At 73.2% G+C, this 17,006-nt stretch carries 15 protein-coding genes; 10 read left to right on the top strand and 5 right to left on the bottom strand.

Going from position 1 to position 17,006, the window contains the following annotated elements:
- Positions 1 to 154: 154 nt before the first annotated feature.
- The 4 genes from JOD48_RS01435 to JOD48_RS01420 all read left to right on the top strand — a co-directional run bounded on the left by JOD48_RS01435 (position 155) and on the right by JOD48_RS01420 (position 4,190).
- Positions 155 to 682 carry a hypothetical protein gene (locus JOD48_RS01435; RefSeq protein WP_191790001.1) on the top strand — a complete coding sequence of 176 codons (528 nt, stop codon included), beginning with the start codon at positions 155 to 157 and terminating at the stop codon, positions 680 to 682.
- A 53-nt stretch (positions 683 to 735) separates the two neighbouring features.
- Positions 736 to 1,935 (top strand): hypothetical protein, encoded by a 1,200-nt coding sequence (locus JOD48_RS01430; protein ID WP_191790002.1) that lies wholly within the window; start codon positions 736 to 738, stop codon positions 1,933 to 1,935.
- A gap of 155 nt (positions 1,936 to 2,090) precedes the next feature.
- On the top strand, positions 2,091 to 2,687 hold the full coding sequence (locus tag JOD48_RS01425; protein ID WP_191790003.1) for a hypothetical protein: 597 nt from the start codon (positions 2,091 to 2,093) through the stop codon (positions 2,685 to 2,687).
- Positions 2,688 to 2,981: 294 nt separating this feature from the next.
- Positions 2,982 to 4,190 carry a GAF domain-containing sensor histidine kinase gene (locus JOD48_RS01420; RefSeq protein ID WP_204806892.1) on the top strand — a complete coding sequence of 403 codons (1,209 nt, stop codon included), beginning with the start codon at positions 2,982 to 2,984 and terminating at the stop codon, positions 4,188 to 4,190.
- 38 nt (positions 4,191 to 4,228) lie between these two features.
- Here the strand turns inward: JOD48_RS01420 and JOD48_RS01415 are convergent, their stop codons facing one another.
- The 3 genes from JOD48_RS01415 to JOD48_RS01405 form a co-directional block, all read right to left on the bottom strand.
- The gene (locus tag JOD48_RS01415) at positions 4,229 to 4,546 is read right to left on the bottom strand and encodes a type II toxin-antitoxin system PemK/MazF family toxin (RefSeq protein ID WP_307823912.1); all 318 of its coding nucleotides are present in this window, start codon (positions 4,544 to 4,546) and stop codon (positions 4,229 to 4,231) included.
- Positions 4,543 to 4,746: a hypothetical protein gene (locus JOD48_RS01410; protein ID WP_030152361.1), complete on the bottom strand. Its 204-nt coding sequence runs from the start codon at positions 4,744 to 4,746 to the stop codon at positions 4,543 to 4,545. The genes JOD48_RS01415 and JOD48_RS01410 overlap by 4 nt, the downstream gene beginning before the upstream one ends.
- Positions 4,747 to 4,877: 131 nt before the next feature.
- Complete coding sequence (locus JOD48_RS01405) at positions 4,878 to 5,546, bottom strand: response regulator (RefSeq protein WP_191790006.1); 669 nt, start codon at positions 5,544 to 5,546, stop codon at positions 4,878 to 4,880.
- A 142-nt stretch (positions 5,547 to 5,688) separates the two neighbouring features.
- Between JOD48_RS01405 and JOD48_RS01400 the strand changes: the two genes are divergently transcribed.
- Complete coding sequence (locus JOD48_RS01400) at positions 5,689 to 7,344, top strand: bifunctional phosphatase PAP2/diacylglycerol kinase family protein (protein WP_204806890.1); 1,656 nt, start codon at positions 5,689 to 5,691, stop codon at positions 7,342 to 7,344.
- Between the two features lie 85 nt (positions 7,345 to 7,429).
- On the opposite strand, the gene JOD48_RS01395 is transcribed toward JOD48_RS01400, so the two are convergent.
- Entirely contained in the window at positions 7,430 to 8,044 is a 615-nt protein-coding gene (locus JOD48_RS01395; RefSeq protein ID WP_191790008.1) for a 1-acyl-sn-glycerol-3-phosphate acyltransferase, read from the bottom strand.
- A gap of 179 nt (positions 8,045 to 8,223) precedes the next feature.
- On the opposite strand from JOD48_RS01395, the gene JOD48_RS01390 reads away from it, so the two are divergent.
- From JOD48_RS01390 to JOD48_RS01375, 4 genes are all read left to right on the top strand, one after another.
- A complete protein-coding gene (locus JOD48_RS01390; protein WP_191790009.1) occupies positions 8,224 to 8,700 on the top strand; it encodes a hypothetical protein in 477 nt (158 codons plus the stop codon).
- Between the two features lie 172 nt (positions 8,701 to 8,872).
- On the top strand, positions 8,873 to 9,187 hold the full coding sequence (locus JOD48_RS01385) for a DUF4190 domain-containing protein (protein ID WP_191790010.1): 315 nt from the start codon (positions 8,873 to 8,875) through the stop codon (positions 9,185 to 9,187).
- 91 nt (positions 9,188 to 9,278) lie between these two features.
- Positions 9,279 to 10,277 carry a cyclase family protein gene (locus JOD48_RS01380; protein WP_204806889.1) on the top strand — a complete coding sequence of 333 codons (999 nt, stop codon included), beginning with the start codon at positions 9,279 to 9,281 and terminating at the stop codon, positions 10,275 to 10,277.
- A gap of 76 nt (positions 10,278 to 10,353) precedes the next feature.
- Positions 10,354 to 11,229, top strand: coding sequence for a hypothetical protein (locus tag JOD48_RS01375; RefSeq protein ID WP_204806887.1), 876 nt, complete (start codon positions 10,354 to 10,356; stop codon positions 11,227 to 11,229).
- A 33-nt stretch (positions 11,230 to 11,262) separates the two neighbouring features.
- On the opposite strand, the gene JOD48_RS01370 is transcribed toward JOD48_RS01375, so the two are convergent.
- Entirely contained in the window at positions 11,263 to 12,087 is an 825-nt protein-coding gene (locus JOD48_RS01370) for a DUF427 domain-containing protein (RefSeq protein ID WP_204806885.1), read from the bottom strand.
- Positions 12,088 to 12,180: 93 nt separating this feature from the next.
- Here JOD48_RS01370 and hrpA point away from each other — a divergent pair, with 93 nt between their 5' ends.
- A complete protein-coding gene (hrpA, locus tag JOD48_RS01365; protein WP_307823910.1) occupies positions 12,181 to 16,989 on the top strand; it encodes an ATP-dependent RNA helicase HrpA in 4,809 nt (1,602 codons plus the stop codon).
- Positions 16,990 to 17,006 lie beyond the last annotated feature (17 nt).

Here is a 17,006-nt window from a genome sequence, read left to right as displayed (position 1 = left end):
CACGAGACTCCCATGTCCGTTCTGCGACGTTCGACCGTGCGAGGGTATCTGCGAACACGGCCAGACTCCAGCCTGAGGGAGTTTCGGCGTGTGCGCCACCCTGGTCCGGGACGTTCATGGGTGACTTCTCATCCGACGTCGGCACAATGGGGAGATGGACACACACGCCACGCACACCGCCAGCGTCCGACGCACCCGCCGGAGCGCCGCCGTCGGGCTCGCGCTCGTCCTGTCCACGTCCGTGCTGGGCGCGTGCGGCGACGACGGGAGCATCACGATCCCCGAGATCTCCATCTCGAGCGACCAGCTCGACCAGCTCCTCGACGACGCCAAGGCGCAGGCCGAGACCATCGGCGGGGACGTCCAGTCGCTCGTCGACTCGCTCGGTTCGCTCCCTGCCGACCAGCGCGCACAGGTCGAGGAGGCCGTGACCTCGGCCAAGACCGCGACGGAGGACCTCCAGACCGCCCTCGACGAGGCGGCCACCGCGACGGAGGAGACCAAGGCGCAGGCCGAGCAGCGCGTCGCGGACGCCCGCGCGCGGCTCGACGAGGCCTCGGCCCAGCTCCAGTCGGCGTCCGAGGCCGTGAAGTCGGCCGACGAGGCCGTGAGCAGCTCTCTCGACGACCTGCGCGGCGAGGTCGAGAAGTTCTCGCAGGACGTCGAGGGCGCGACCTCCTGACAGTCCGTCACGGTTCCCGTTGACCCCACCTCGGGGCCCGGGGACACTGGGCCATGCCTTCTGCCTCCCCGACGCCGGAGCCCGCCAGGACCTCCCTCCCCGACCTCGACGAGACCCTGGCGCTCGCCGGCATCGCGCTGGGCGCCGCGCTCGCCGAACCCGAGGCCCTCGGCGGGTCGGAGCGGTCCCTGGTCGTCCGTGCCCGCGTCGTCGCGGGGCTCGCGGACGACCGCCTCGACACGACCCGAGCCGCGGCGCACGCACCGGGCAGCACGGTCGTGGTCAAGCGCTTCCTGGACGGTCCCGGCGTGCACGGCCTGCCGTTCGAGCACGAGGTCGCAGGGCTCCTGACCCTCGACCACACCCCCACCCTGCTGGCCGTCGACGAGGCGCACCGCCTGGTCGTCATGAGCGACGTCGGCGACGGCCCCACGCTCGCCGACCTCCTGCTCGGCACCGACCGCGACGCCGCCTGGCAGGGCGCGCACGACTGGGCGACCGCGCTTGGTGCGCTCGCCGGGGCGTCAGGGCGGCACGTCGAACGCTTCTCGGGCGAGCTCGCGGCCCGCGGCGTCGTCAAGGGGTGGGACCTCGACGCCGACGCCCGCGCCGGGGTGCACCGGCTCGTCGAGGCCCTGCCCACCCCGACGGACCTCGCACGCGAACCGCTCGACGCGATGCTCGCGTTCGTGCACGACGACCTCGAGGCGGTCGCGAGCCTGCGCGCGCCCGGGAGCTGCGCCGTCGTCTCCCCCGGCGACACGTGCCCCGACAACGCCGTCCGCACCGGGGCGGGCTGGGTGTTCCTCGACCTGGAGGACACCAACGTCCACCACCCCGCGCTCGACGCCGCGTACACGCTCATGCCGTTCTCGACGTGCTGGTGCGTGTTCGACCCGCCGCCGGGCCTGACCGACGGGCTCCTCGCCGCGTTCACCGCGGGCCTGGGCAAGCACCTGCCCGACGCCGTCGTCGAGCCTGCCTGGACCCGCGACGTCCTGCTCGCGTGCGCGGGCTGGATCCTCGCCATGACGGGCTGGCTCGTCGACGGCGCGGTCGCGGACCGCCCCCACGTGGGGCCCGAGGGGAGGTCGCCGTCGTACCGGCAGCTCGTGACGTCCCGCTGGCGGTGGGGAGCCGAGCACCTGCGAGACGTCACCCCGAGCATCGCGACCGTCCTGTCCGACGCCGTCGCGTGGGCCGAGCGCGAGTGGGGACCCACGCCGTCGGGCGGGTATCCCGCGTTCACGTGACCCACCCGCAGACGCTGTCCCGCTGGTCCCGGCACGAGGGGACCTAGGTCCCCCGCGTTCCTCGACCTTCGCCCCAGGTCCGGGCCCTCCCGCTCCGGTGGAATGGAGTCAACGCACCGGATGGGGATCCGGTCCTGGAGAGGAAGACAGACGACATGAGTGCAACGATCGAACGTCCGGCCAGCTCGGCCCGCTCGGCCCGAGCAGTACGTGCCGTCCCTCACGAGGTCTCGGGGGCCACCACGACCGCGAGCCTCGCGGTCCGCGGGACCCTCCCGACGCAGATCGTGCTCGGGGTCTTCCGGATCGTCATGGGCTTCTACTTCGTGTGGGCGTTCCTCGACAAGACCTTCGGGCTCGGGTTCTCGACCCCCTCGGAGCGTGCCTGGATCAACGGAGGCAGCCCCACGGCCGGCTTCCTCGGCGGCGTCCAGGGTCCGTTCGCGAGCTTCTTCAACGGGATGGCCGGTGCCGCCTGGGCCGACTGGCTCTTCATGGCAGGCCTCCTCGGCATCGGGCTCGCCCTGATGCTCGGGATCGGGATGCGGATCGCGGCGATCGCCGGCACCGTCCTCCTCGGCTTCATGTACCTGGCCTCCCTGCCCCTGACCACCAACCCGATCATCGACAGCCACGTCGTCGAGGCCCTCGCGATCATCTCGCTGGCCATGATCGGCGCCGGTGACACCCTCGGCCTCGGCCGACAGTGGAAGAGCCTCCCGCTCGTCCGCAAGAACTCCTGGTTGGTCTGATCCCGGTTCGGCGACGCGATCCGCTCGCCACGGCGATACACCCAGGAAGACGCGGGGAACACCAGGGAACGCGAGACCCTGCCCCGCCCGACGGCCCTCCCGGTCACCTCCCGGAGGGCCGTCGCTCTTTCCCCGGCCGGTCGGCCACCCGCCGACCGGCCGGGGACACACCCGGAGCTCACGGAGATCGAGGGGGTAGTCATGGAGTACCTGAAGACCTACCACGCACGAGAGAGCGACGTCCCGGTCCTGCCGAGGCCGGTTCCGGTCCGAACGTCTGACAGACTCACGTGGGTGACCGAGTCTCTTCCCTCTGCCGTCGCGCACCGCGTGCTCGACGCCGTCGTCGCCATCACGAGCAACCTCGACCTCGACACCGTGCTCCGCCGCATCGTCGAGGCCGCGATGGACCTCACCGGCGCCCGGTACGGGGCGCTCGGCGTGCGCGACGGGGACCGGCTCGGCCGGTTCGTGCCGGTCGGCATGAAGGACTCCGAGGTCGAGGCGATCGACCACTGGCCCCACGGGCACGGCCTGCTGGGCGAGGTCATCCGCAACCCGCACCCCCTGCGCGTCGACAAGATCGAGGGCTACCCGGCCGCGTCCGGCTACCCCGCGGGGCACCCGCCCATGCACACCTTCCTCGGCGTCCCCATCCAGGTCCGCGACTCCGTCTACGGCAACCTGTACCTGACCGACAAGCGCGACGGGTCGCCCTTCACGCGCGACGACGAGGCCGCGGTCCGCGCCCTGGCCGCCGCCGCAGGAGTGGCCGTCGACAACGCCCGCCTCTACGAGGACGGACGACGGGTCGCGGTGCTCGAGGACCGCGAGCGCATCGCGCGCGACCTGCACGACGTCGTCATCCAGCGCATCTTCGCGTCCGCGATGACGCTCATGAGCACGACCAAGCACATCGAGAACGAGCTCGTGCGCTCGCGCGTCGAGGAGGCCGTCAACGACCTCGACGACACGATCCGCGAGATCCGCTCGACGATCTTCGCGCTCCAGGCCACCACTCCCCCCGAGGCGAGCCTCCAGGAACGCCTGACCGCGGCCGCCGGTGCGGTGACGTCCGCGCTCGGGTTCGCGCCCTCGATCATCATCGAGAGCGACGACTCGTCGCTCGTGCCCGCAGAGGTCGCGGACCAGCTCGTGGTCGTGGTCGGCGAGGCCCTGACCAACGTGGCCCGCCACGCGCGCGCGTCGCGCGTCGACGTGCGGCTGCGCGTGACCGACGACGCCATCACGCTGTCCGTGGTCGACGACGGGATCGGCTGCGCGGGCGTCGACGCGGGCGACCACCGCGGCGGCCTGCACAACCTCGCGACGCGCGCCGAGGCGCTGCGCGGGACCCTGTCCGTCGGACCGGCCGAGGCTGCGGCGCGCGAGCTCGCGGGCGCCGCCGGCGGGCCGGGGGACGCGTCGACGGCGGACGGGTCGACGGGTGTCGTCCCCACGGGCCGCGGTACCGCGCTCGTGTGGCGGATCCCGAACGCCTGACGGTCAGCCAGGAGCGCCCGCACGGCTGCGGAGCTCGATCACACCAGCCCGAGGTAGTGGATGACGGCCTGCTCCACCGTGGTGAGCTCGTCGTGGTTGAGGTAGTCGACGGGGTCTCCCACCAGGTAGGCGGTGTCCACGGTCCGGATCTGGTCGACCAGGAGCAGGGTCTGCTGCCCGTCGATGACCAGCTCGGGCCGGAACGTCGCCGGTCGGGCGCTGGTCGAGGTCGGCACGATGGTCGCCACCGACCAGTTCATCTCCGAGGGCGAGAGGACGAGCCCGTACCGACGCCCGCCCTGTTCGTGCCCCCGCGGGGCACCGAGGTCGACCCGGTAGACGGCGCCGCGGATCACCAGGCGTCCGGCTCGTCGTTCAGGTTCTCCTCACGCAGCATCTCGGCATCGGCACGCGCCTGGTCGAGCCACTGCTCGTGGGCCACGAGGTGCAGGCCGCGGCGCAGGGCATCGCTCGTGGACATGCCCTTGCGTGCGATCTCCTCCAGGAGTCGGCGTTCCTCGGCGGTCGGTCGGAAGCCGACGGTGCTCTGCGACATGTTCCCACCCTAGGGGCGTGTCGAACATCTGTCGAACATCACGCGCCCAGCGCGACCCGCGCACCCACGTGCGCTCCGTCGTCGGGCATCGCCGTGCTGCTCGACGCCGCGGCACCGCCGGGGCACACCGCTCAGCCGCGTGGGCGGTCCTCCGTGCGCATCTCGGTCGCGAGGACCGCGACCTGCGTGCGGCGCTGCAGCCCGAGCGTCGAGAGGATGTGCGACACGTAGTTCTTGACCGTCTTCTCCGCGAGGAACAGGCGCTCGCCGATCTGCCGGTTCGTCATGCCCTCGCCGATGAGGTCGACGATCTGGCGCTCCTGCGGCGAGAGCCCCTCGAGGCGGTCGACCTCCTGGGCCTGCGGCGTGCGCAGCCGGTCGAGGATGCGCGCCGTGCTGACCGGGTCGAGCAGCGAGCCGCCACCCGCGATGGTCCGCACGGCCCCCACGAGGTCCGAGCCGTGGATCTGCTTGAGGACGTAGCCCGAGGCGCCGGCGAGGACCGCCTGGAACAGCGCCTCGTCGTCCGCGAAGGACGTGAGCATGAGGCAGCCGATCTCCGGCATCTCGGAGCGCACGTCACGGCAGACCTCGACGCCCGAGCCGTCGGGCAGGCGCACGTCGAGCACGGCCACGTCGGGTCGGACGGCGCGGATACGGGTCAGCGCGGAGGCGGCGGTGCCTGCCTCGCCGACGACCGTGATGTCGTCCTCGGCCTCGAGGAGGGCGGCGACGCCGCGGCGGACGACCTCGTGGTCGTCGAGCAGGAAGACCCGGATCGGGTCGGGGGTGGTGCCCATAGGGAGAACTTATCGGAGTTGTGTCAGAACGAGGGTGCCGGGCCGCGCGAAGAGGCCCGACGGCGCCGCTCCCCCGGGTGCGCGGGCGCCCTCGGGGCGGCGTGGGTGGGCGGGCCGGGCGCGGGCGTCCTACCGTGGCTGGATGTCGTCCGCTCCCGTCCCGCCACCCCAGACCCCGCGACGGAAGCCGCGCTTCACGGGCCTCGTCAAGCCCCACGAGGCGTTCCCCGCCGTCGCCCGCCTCGACCGCCGCATGAACGACCGGACGTACCGGCGACAGCTCGGGCCCCGGGCGGACGCGGCCCTCGTGCGCCTGACGACCGCCGCGAACCACAGCGTCCTGTGGATGGGGCTCGGCGCGGGGCTGGCCGCGACCGGCGCGCGCGGCCGCCGGGCGGCGGTGCGGGGTCTCGTGAGCGTCGCCGCCGCGAGCGCGACCGCGAACCTGCTCGGCAAGGGCCTGTTCGGCGGCGACCGCCCTTCCGCCGACCCGCTGCCCCTCGTGCGGCGCCTGCGCCGCTACCCGACGACGCCGTCGTTCCCGTCGGGCCACTCGGCCACCGCGGGGGCGTTCGCCGCGGGCGTGGCCCTGGAGTGGCCCGCCGCCGGGCTGGTCGTCGCTCCTGTCGCGGGGGCCGTCATGTACTCGCGGCTGCACGTGGGCGCGCACTGGTTCTCGGACGTCGTCGGGGGCGCGGCGCTCGGGGTCGGGCTCGCGGTGCTCGGCCGGTGGCTCGTGCCCTCCCCACCGGGGCCCGAGCCGGACGTGCCCGCCGGACCGCCCACGGACGTGCCCGCGCTCCCCGACGGCGAGGGCCTGTTCGTCGTCGTCAACACGGCCGCAGGGTCCGGGCGGATCCTCAAGGAGGACCCGCTCGAGGTCCTGCGCCGCGACCTCCCGAAGGCGCGGGTGCACGTGCTCGCCGAGGGCGACGACCTGCGCGAGATCTACGACCGGGCGGCGAAGGGCGAGGGTGCCGGCGGGTCCGACGGCGACAGCGGGGCCCGCCCCGCCCGAGCCCTCGGGATCAGCGGTGGCGACGGGACCGTCGCGACCGCTGCCGCCGCAGCGCGCGAGCACGACCTCCCGCTCGTCGTCCTTCCCGGCGGCACGCTCAACCACTTCGCCAAGGCCGCCGACCTCACGTCGATGACCGCGACGGTCCGGGCCGTCCAGGCCGGGTCGGGGGTGAACGTCGACGTCGCCGAGCTCCGCGTCGACGGGCAGGACCCGATGACGGTCCTCAACACGTTCTCGCTCGGCATCTACCCCGAGCTCGTGTCGCAGCGCGAACGCGCCGAGAAGCGCCTGGGGAAGTGGCCAGCGACGGTCTGGGCGACGTCGCGCGTGCTGCGTTCCGCGACCCCGCTACGGGTGTCGGTCGACGGGGTCGTCGGGAGCTACTGGTCGTTCTTCGCGGGGGTCAACAAGTACGTCCCGCAGAACCTCGCGCCCGTCGAGCGCATCCGGCTCGACGACGGCGTGCTCGACGTCCGCACGGGGCGCGCCGAGCAGCGCTACAGCCGCGCACGCCTGTTCCTGGAGACGGTCGCGGGCGGAGCCGCGTCCTCGCTCGCCGGACGGGTCCGTCGACTCGAACGCCACCTCGCGCTCGACGCCTGGACCACGCCCGACCTGTCGCTCCGGTTCGGTGACGGCGCCCCGCACGACCCCGTGATCCTCGCGCACGACGGCGAGACGCTCGAGCTCGACGGTGACCAGGTCACCGGCGCGACGCTCACCATGGTCCCCGGCGGCCTGCGGATCTACGCGCCGACCGACCCGGCTGCGGGCTGAGCACCCCGGCGAGGCGCGCTGGGTGCGCGCGGGGTGCGCTGCGCCGTCGGGCAGGCGAGCAGCGTGCCCGACGGCGTCGACCGCCTCAGGCGGTCGAGCCGGCTTCTCCCGTGGCCGCGTCCGGCGCGGGACGGTCCTCCTCGCGCAGGCGCGGCTCGGTGCGACGCGACGGGTCGAACCCGGCCTTGTCCGCGTAGAAGGCGCGGACCAGGTCCATGTCGGCGCGCACGTCCCCCGTGAGCTCGAGCGTGGGGCCCAGGCCCGCGGTCATGGTCGTGCGGTCCACGTACCCGAGCGTCACGGGCATGCCCGCCTCGCGCGCGATCCGGTAGAAGCCCGACTTCCAGTACTCGCCCTTGCTGCGCGTCCCCTCGGGCGTGATGACGAGCGAGAACACCTCACCCCTGCGGACCCGCGACACGATGTCGTCGACGACGAGGCTCGGGTCGGTCCGGTCCACGGGGATCCCGCCGAGCGCTCGCGCGAACGGCCCCATGACACCCTTGAACAGGGTGTGCTTGCCGAGCCAGCGGACCCTCACGCCCACGCTCGTCGAGATCGCGAGCATGAGCACGAAGTCCCAGTTGGACGTGTGCGGGGCGCCGATGAGGATGCCGGGCCGGTCGGTCGGGGGCTGCTCGGTACGCAGCGTCCACCTGCTCACGGCCCAGTAGGCGCGCGCCAGGGCGCGGCGGATCATCGGGGCGCCTCGGGGGCGGGGGCTACGGGGTGGGGCACGGCAGCAACGCTACCCGCGCGACCGGGCCGTCGTGGCCGAGGTGCCGCGCGCGGGCGTCCCCCGCGACTGTGGGCGAAATCTCCACCTCCTGTCCATGTCCTCCCTGTCTTTTCCCAGGTTCGCCGTGCAGACTTCTCGACATGACGTCGCCGAAGACATCAGGACCAGCCGCCCGGCTCGCCGCCGCCAGCTTCCTCGCCCTCGCGATGATGCTGCCGCTGAGCGCGACCGCATCGGCCGCCGAGGTCACCCAGTTCCTCGAGGACACCCAGTGTCAGGTCGACTCGATCGGCGAGGACCTCGAGAAGGCCGCGACCCAGCTCTCCTCCCTGCCGGCCGGCCTGCGCAGCGAGGTCGAGGACGCCGTCGGGAACGCCCAGGCCGCGACCGACGAGGCCAACGCCGCGCTCGCCCAGGCAGCCGCCGACCCGTTCGGCGACGGCCGCGCGGTCATCGCCCTCACCGACGCGCAGGTCGCGCTCGACGCCGCCTCGGCCCAGCTCCGCTACGTCGCGGACAAGACCGTGGCGCAGGGGGCCGACGTCGGCTCGACGCTGCGCGACGTGCAGAACACGATCGACCACCTCCGGGGCGAGACGAGCCGCGCCGCGTCCTGACCCGGCCCACGTTCCGGACCTGCTTCTCGTTTTTCACCCGCATGGGGAGAAATCCCCCTGTGCAGCGGTGCCTTTCTCCACCACAATGAGCACCGCACTTCGTGGCGCCCGTCGCCACGACCCCCACGCACCCGACTAAGGCTCGTGTGCGCGAGAGAAACGAGAAACCCCCATGACCACCCCTTACGGTTCCCCGCAGGCCCCGCAGTCCGCTCCCGCCCCGCAGTACTACGGCGCCCCCGTCGAGGACCCGGGCAAGACGCTCGGCATCGTCGGCTTCATCCTGGCCTTCCTCTTCGCGCCCGTCGGCATCGTGCTGAGCGCGATCGGCAAGAAGAAGTCCCGCGAGGCCGGCTTCGACAACCAGCTCGCCAAGTGGGGCCTCATCCTCAGCATCGTGTTCACGGCGATCTACGTCGTCTACTTCGTGTTCGTCGTCATCGTGGCCGTCGCGGCCGTCTCCACGGGCAGCGTCAGCTCGTACTGACACGGGTCCGCCCACGAGGCCGCCGCCCCTTCCGGGGCGGCGGCCTCGCTGCGTCTTCCCGAGGGTCCGCCCCCGGTGCGACACTCCGGTGATGACCGAGCACCGCGCGCACTTCGACGCCCACGTGACCTTCGCCAACGGCGGCAGCCTCCGCACCGAGGGGTTCCGTCTCGACGTCCCGGCGGGCGACCTCCAGCCCGACGACGTCGCTCGCCTCCTCGTCCGGCACCTGGGCCTCACGCTGGTCGGGTCGGTCGAGGTCACGGGACTGACGTTCGTCGAGGAACCGCACGTGGGGAGCCGTGGGGTGAGCGGGGGTGACCGTGTCGCCACCGAGGGTGGCCGTGCGGACGCCGAGGGTGACGGCCCGGGCGCCGCTGCTCCGCGCACGACCCGGCTCGTCGACCTGAGCCACACCGTGCGCGAAGGCCTCGAGACCTACCCGGGGCTGCCCGCACCGACCATCACGCCCTTCTTGACCCGCGCCGACTCCGTCGCGAAGTACGCGCCCGGCACGCAGTTCGCGATGGACGTGCTGACGATGATCGGCAACACGGGCACCTACCTCGACAGCCCCTTCCACCGGTACGACGACGGGACCGACCTGTCCGGGCTCGGGCTCGAGACCCTCGTCCGGCTGCCCGCCGAGGTGTTCCGGCTGAGCGAGTCGGTCGACCCCTCGCGGGGTGGTCGTCGCGGGATCGGCGCCGAGGTCTTCTTCGACCGCGATCTCACCGGGAGCGCGGTCCTGCTGCAGACCGGCTGGGACCGACGCTTCGGCACCCCGGCCTACGGCGAGCCCGCGCCGTTCCTCACCGAGGCGGGCGCGCAGCACCTCGTCGACGCGGGCGTGACGCTCGTCGGGATCGACTCGCTGAACATCGACGACACCGACCCCGTGACGTCCGGCGGGGCGCGCCCCGCCCACTCGCTGCTGCTCGCCGCGGGGATCCACGTCGTCGAGCACCTGACGAACCTGGGCGACGTGCCGCCCCGCGGGGCCCTGTTCACGGCCGTGCCGCCCAAGGTCGAGGGGTTCGGGACGTTCCCGGTGCGGGCGTTCGCGGAGGTCCCCGCCCACCGAGGGTGACCGTGTCGGATGCCGACGGTGACCGCACCGTCACCCTGGGCGGTCCGGTCCGTCGCCCTCGTCGTAGGCTCGGCGCATGTCCGACGACCAGAGCCCCGCCCACGACGTCCTCCCGTTCGGCCGTGCCCCGCGCCCGGACACCGGCCCCGCGCTCGCCGAACGGCTGCGCGACGTCGTGACCAAGAACCTGGGCGACCACGCCACGGGCCTGGACCGCGTCCGCATCGACGCCGCGACCGTCCCCGGCAGCCCCGACGTCCAGAGCCTCGACGTCGACGTGACCGGGCTCGTCGTCCGCGCCATGGGTGCCGCCGACGCCCCCGACCCGGCCGAGAACGTCGAGCACGTGATCGCGCGCGAGCAGGCCGTCGCCCGGGTGATCCGCGCCCAGGGCCACCCGGTCACGCTCGCCGGTGTCGCCGTCGACCTCGACGCCGAGATCCGCGACCTGCGCTTCTCCTGGGTCGAGGGGGCGGACGGGTCGCTCTCGATCGAGGAGGCCCCGCAGAGCACCGAGCACCCCGTGAGCGGTCACCTCCGCGCTGCGGCGAGCCGCGACGCGCTCGTCAGCACGGCCCGCGAGCTCGCGACGAAGGCCCTCGCCGACCAGGGCTTCACGCTCACGTCCCTCGACGTCGACCTCGCGTCCCGTGGCCCGCGCGCCGCGTCGATCGTGGCGTCGGCGAAGATCCGCAAGGGCTTCCTGTCCGCGAGCGCCCAGATCACGGCGACCGCGTCGATCGACCAGGCCATGGTCCTCACGCTGACCGACGTGGGCGCATCGAGCCGCAACCCGGTCGTCGCCGCGCTCCTCCTGGCGGTGCGCGGAAAGCTCGAGGAGGTCGACGGCAAGCGCATCGACCTCGCGTCGTCCCTGCCGCCCGGCGTGACGCTCTCGGACGTGCGGCTCGACGTCGGCGAGCAGCTCGTCCTGAGCGTCCGGGTGGGCTGAGGCCCGGGCAGAGGGCCCGTCGGGCGGCCTCGGTCAGCGCCGCCCGCGGGGGAAGAACAGGCTCTCGGGGCGCGGCACCTGGACGCCGTCGAGCGTGAGGTCGGTGCGCTCGCACCAGAAGGCGACGTACCCGCGCACCCTCTCGCCGTCCGACAGGGGGTCCTCGTAGCTCCAGCCGATGTCGGCGCCGTCGGGGTCGCCCGACGAGAGCGACCAGTAGCGGGCGTGCCCCTTGTAGGCGCAGTCGCTCGTCGTCGGGCTCGGCGTCAGGGCCTCCCACCGCACGTCCTCACGGGGGACGTACCAGCGCAGCGGCAGGTAGGTCTCGGTCAGCGCCATGGCCCGGTCGCTGTCGGCCAGCACCACGCCGCCCAGGGAGACGACGACGTGGCGTGCGCTGGGCACGACGTCGACCCGCTTGAAGGGGTCGCGCGGGTGAGCGGCCAGGGGCCGCTCCTCGGCGAACCAGTCGAACGCCTGGAAGTCGACCAGGACGTGGCCCGCGAGGTCCTCGTCGTCGGGGCGGAAGAACGGGGCGGTCGCGCCGTCCGCTCCCTCGAACCACACCTCGCTCCCCGGGCAGGTGTGTCGTTCGAAGTGCAGCGGGTGCGGGATCAGGCCGTGCCGCACCTGCCCGTCGCGATGCTCGCCCTCGACGAGGGACGCGCGCACGTCCGTCGCGGGGACCGCGTACACCGGCAGCAGCCGCCACGGCTCCCAGACGAGACGGGCGGACGTCGAGCGGAGCACGACGTCCTGGGGGTCCTCCCGCCGCACCGCTCGGATCTCCTGGGCCACGGGGTACCACCGCAGCCGATCGAGATCGAGCTGCCAGCGTTCGACCCAGGACGTGGCCATGTCCTCAGGGTGCGCCCGGCGCGGGGCGGCCGCAAGGCGCTCGCTCTGCCCGGAGGCAATTGAAGTTGCGACCGCTTGAGAGAATGGTTGGTCGTGAGCACCGAACCGCACGGCCCCACCCGGCCCGCCCTGGACCAGTCCCAGGCCAGGACCGCGGACGCCCCTGCGAGCGCGAGCTCCGACGCACCTGGTCGCGAGACCGGCGGGCAGCAGCGCGAGGGCGCGGGCCAACGTCGTCGGCGCGGGGGACGTGGGCGAGCGAAGTCGCAGGCCACCGCGCAGAACCCGGCCCCCGAGGGCGAGCAGGACGCCCGGGGCGAGCGTCCGCCGTCGGGCAGCGAGCGACGCTCGAAGCGTGGCGACCGCCGCGGCGGACGCCCGCAGCAGGTCGACCCGGCCCGGCTCGCCCAGGCCGCCGAGCGGCGCGCGCAGGTCGTCGTGCCGCCCATCACCTACCCCGAGCAGCTGCCCGTCTCGGCGCGGCGCGAGGACATCGCGAAGGCGATCGCGGAGAACCAGGTCGTGATCGTCGCGGGCGAGACGGGCTCGGGCAAGACGACGCAGCTCCCCAAGATCGCGCTCGAGCTCGGCCGCGGCCGCAAGGGCCAGATCGGCCACACGCAGCCGCGACGGATCGCGGCGCGCACGGTCGCGGAGAGGATTGCCGAGGAGATCGGCACGACGCTCGGCGAGATCGTCGGCTACCAGGTGCGGTTCACGGACCAGTCGAGCGACCAGACGCTCGTCAAGGTCATGACGGACGGCATCCTGCTCGCGCAGATCCAGCGCGACCCGCAGCTCCTCGCGTACGACACGCTCATCATCGACGAGGCGCACGAGCGCTCGCTCAACATCGACTTCCTGCTCGGGTACCTCACACGGCTCCTGCCGCAGCGGCCGGACCTCAAGGTCATCATCACGTCGGCGACGATCGACTCGCAGCGGTTCGCGCGGCACTTCGCGCCGGGCGGCCCGCTGCCGCCGCTCACCGCGGACGAGCTGGCCGCGGCCGAGCTGACGGGCACGGACGAGGGACCCGACGGCGCCGCGCACCTTCCCGGGACGGCTCCCGTCATCGAGGTCACGGGCCGCACGTACCCCGTCGAGATCCGCTACCGCCCGCTGAGCCCTGACGTCGACCCCGAGACGGGCAAGGCCCAGCGGGGCGGCGGCTCCTCCAAGAGCCCTGCCAAGGCCCCCGCCAAGCAGGAGAAGGACCTCGTCACGGGCATCGTCGACGCGGTCACCGAGCTCATGGCCGAGGGGCCGGGCGACGTCCTGGTGTTCCTGTCGGGCGAGCGCGAGATCCACGACACCGCCGACGCCCTCGAGTCCCGCCTGGGCGAGCGCACGCGAGACGCCAAGCGCCCCGACTTCGTCGAGATCCTGCCGCTCTACGCGCGCCTGTCCTCGGCCGAGCAGCACCGTGTGTTCCAGGCGCACTCCTCGCGCCGCGTCGTGCTCGCGACCAACGTCGCCGAGACGTCGCTGACGGTCCCGGGCATCCACTACGTCGTCGACCCCGGCACGGCCCGCATCTCGCGCTACTCCAAGGCGACCAAGGTGCAGCGCCTGCCGATCGAGCCCATCGCGCAGGCCAGCGCCAACCAGCGCTCGGGGCGCTCGGGCCGTGTCGCGGACGGCATCGCGATCCGCCTGTACTCCGAGGAGGACTTCCTCTCCCGCCCCGAGTTCACCGAGCCGGAGATCCTGCGCACCTCGCTCGCGTCGGTCCTGCTGCAGATGATCTCGGTAGGCGTCGTCTCCTCGCCCGACGACGTCGCGCGCTTCCCGTTCGTCGAGCCCCCGGACACGCGCTCGATCCGCGACGGCGTGCAGCTCCTGACCGAGCTCGGGGCGCTCGAGACCGTGCCGGAGGACGCCGGCCGCGACGGCCAGCCCGGCCGTGCCGTCACGCGCCTCACCGAGATCGGCCGCGTCCTCGCCCAGCTCCCCATGGACCCTCGCCTGGCCCGCATGATCTGGGAGGGCTCGCGCCGCGGCGTCGCGCGCGAGGTCGCGATCATCGCGGCCGTCATGTCCATCCAGGACCCGCGCGAACGCCCCGCCGAGTACCGTGCCCAGGCCGACCAGCTCCACGCCCGCTTCGCCGACCCCCGCTCCGACTTCCTCACGTACCTCAACCTGTGGGAGTACGTGCGCGAGCAGCAGCACGAGCTGTCGTCGTCAGCGTTCCGGCGGCTGTGCAAGGCCGAGTACATCAACTTCCTGCGCGTGCGCGAGTGGCAGGACGTCGTCGCGCAGCTCCGCGAGATGAGCAAGCCCCTCGGCATCGACATGTCCTACACGCCCCGCACCCGGGGCGACGCGAGCGCGAAGGGCGCGACGCCGTCGGGCACCACGATCGCCGAGGCGACCGACCAGCCCGTCGAGCGCCGCCTCACCTGGGACGACGACACCATCCACCAGTCGCTGCTCGCCGGGCTGCTCTCGCAGATCGGCATGCAGGAGGCGACCGAGGTCAAGGCGTCGTCCGTCGCGCACCTGCGCGGCCCGCAGAAGGAGCTCGCCATGAAGCGGGCCAAGAAGCAGGCCCGCAACGAGTACCTCGGCGCCCGCGGCGCCCGCTTCGCGATCTTCCCCGGCTCACCCCTGTCCAAGAAGCCCCCCGTGTGGGTCATGGCAGGCGAGCTCGTCGAGACCAGCCGCCTATGGGGCCGCGACGTCGCGAAGATCCAGCCCGAGTGGGCCGAGGAGCTCGCCGGTCACCTCGTCAAGCGCACCTACTCCGAGCCGCACTGGTCCACCAAGCAGGGCGCAGCGCAGGCCAAGGAGAAGGTCCTGCTCTACGGGGTTCCCATCGTCGCCGACCGCACCGTGCTCTACGGCAAGGTCGACACCGAGGCCGCGCGCGAGATGTTCATCCGCCACGCCCTCGTCCAGGGCGAGTGGACCACGCACCACCAGTTCTTCCACGAGAACCGCCGCCTGCTCGAGGAGGCCGAGGAGCTCGAGGCGCGCTCGCGCCAGCGCGGCCTCGTCGTCGACGACGACGTGCTCTTCGCCTTCTACGACGAGCGCATCCCCGACGACGTCGTCTCGGCCCGCCACTTCGACACCTGGTGGAAATCCGCCAAGCGCCGCGACCCCGACCTGCTCACGTTCACGCTCGAACAACTCGTACCCGACGCCGAGTCCGTCGACACCTCGCTGTTCCCCGAGACCTGGGTCCAGGGCGACCTCACGCTCCCCCTGACCTACCAGTTCCAGCCCGGTACGGACGCGGACGGCGTGACCGTGCACATCCCCATCAGCGTGCTGAACCGCGTCGTGCCCGACGGCTTCGACTGGATGGTCCCCGGCCTCCTCGACGAGCTCGCGACCGCGACCATCCGCTCGCTGCCCAAGCCCGTGCGCGTCCAGCTCGTCCCCGCCCCCGACGTCGCGCGCGACGTCGTCGCCTGGCTCCGCGACAACACCCCCGCGTGGGAGGACGTGACCCGCGCCGGGGACATGGCCGAGCCCTTCCACGTCGCCTTCACCCGAGCCGTCCGCGCCCTGCGCGACGTGCTCATCCCCGACGACGCCTGGGACGACGCCCGCACCGAGCGCCTCCCCGCCCACCTGCGCATGACGTTCCGCGTCATCGAGGAACGCCGCGGCGGCGAGGTCGTGCTCGACGAGTCCAAGGACCTCGTCTCGCTCCAACGACGCCTCGCGCCCCAGGCGCAGGCGGCGGTGCGGGCGGCGGTCAAGGGGGCGGTCGGAGCGGCGTTGCGTGAGGCGGCTGGGGCGGAGGCCGCGGGGAGGGGGGCGGCGGCTCGAGGGCTACCATCCGCGTCGCTCGTTCCTCGCGACGCTCCCGCCAGCCCCGCCACGCCCTCCGGCGCCGCCGCCCCCCTCCCCGCGTCCGGCGCACCTTCGGCCGGTCGCCCTGGTGAGGGCTCAGGGGGTACTGGTGAGACGAGTGCGCCCGACGGCGGCGTGGCCTCCGTGGTCGTCGCCGAGGCGACCGGGCTCACCACGTGGCCCACGGGCCTTCCCGACGGCGTGCTGCCCGAGGTCGTGTCGACGCCCGCCGGAGGCGGCATGGTCGTGCGCGGGTACCCCGCGCTCGTCGAGGAGGTCGACGCCAAGGGCAAGCCGTCCGTCGCGCTCCGCGTCCTCGCCGACCGTTCGACGCAGGACCGCGAGCACGCACGCGGCGTGCGGCGGCTGCTGCTCGGCGAGACCGCCCTGCAGACCGCGCGGGTCACGAGCCGCTGGAGCGGGACGCAGTCGCTGACCATGGCCGCGAGCCCGTACCGGAACACCGAGGCGCTCGTCGCCGACCTGCAGCTCGCGGCCGTCATCGCGCTCACGTCCGGCGCCAAGGCCTCGCAGTACGGGCCGCTGCCCGACGCTGTACAGATCCGGAGCGCGGAGTCGTACGTCGCCGCGCGGGACCTCGTGAAGCGACACCTCGAGAACGAGGTGCACCAGATCGTCGGGCACGTCGTCGCCGCGCTCACGGCCGCACGGGACCTGGACGGCCAGATCCGCTCGGCGAACAGCCTCGCGCTGCTCAACACGCTCCAGGACGTGCGTGACCAGGTCGCCGGGCTCGTGGGCGTGGGCTTCGTGTCCCGTACCCCGGCCCACAGGCTGCCGCACCTGACCCGCTACCTGCGGGCGGCGTCGTACCGGATCGAGAAGGCCGCGACCAACCCGCACCGCGACGCCGAGCTCGCGTGGCGTGTGCACGACGTCGAGGAGGCCTACGCCAAGGCGCGTGCCTCCTACGCGGCCGGCCCCGCAGACCCGGGGCGCCTCGCCGAGCTCGACGAGGCGCGCTGGCTCATCGAGGAGTTCCGGGTCTCGCTGTTCGCGCAGCAGCTCGGGACCGACGGGCCCGTGAGCGAGAAGCGCATCCGGAAGGTCCTCGCGCCGGGCGGGTGGTAGGCGGTCGGCCGACAGCA

This window comes from Oerskovia paurometabola (assembly GCF_016907365.1).
GTDB lineage: Bacteria > Actinomycetota > Actinomycetes > Actinomycetales > Cellulomonadaceae > Oerskovia > Oerskovia paurometabola.
This window is presented reverse-complemented; position numbering and strand designations above follow the sequence as displayed.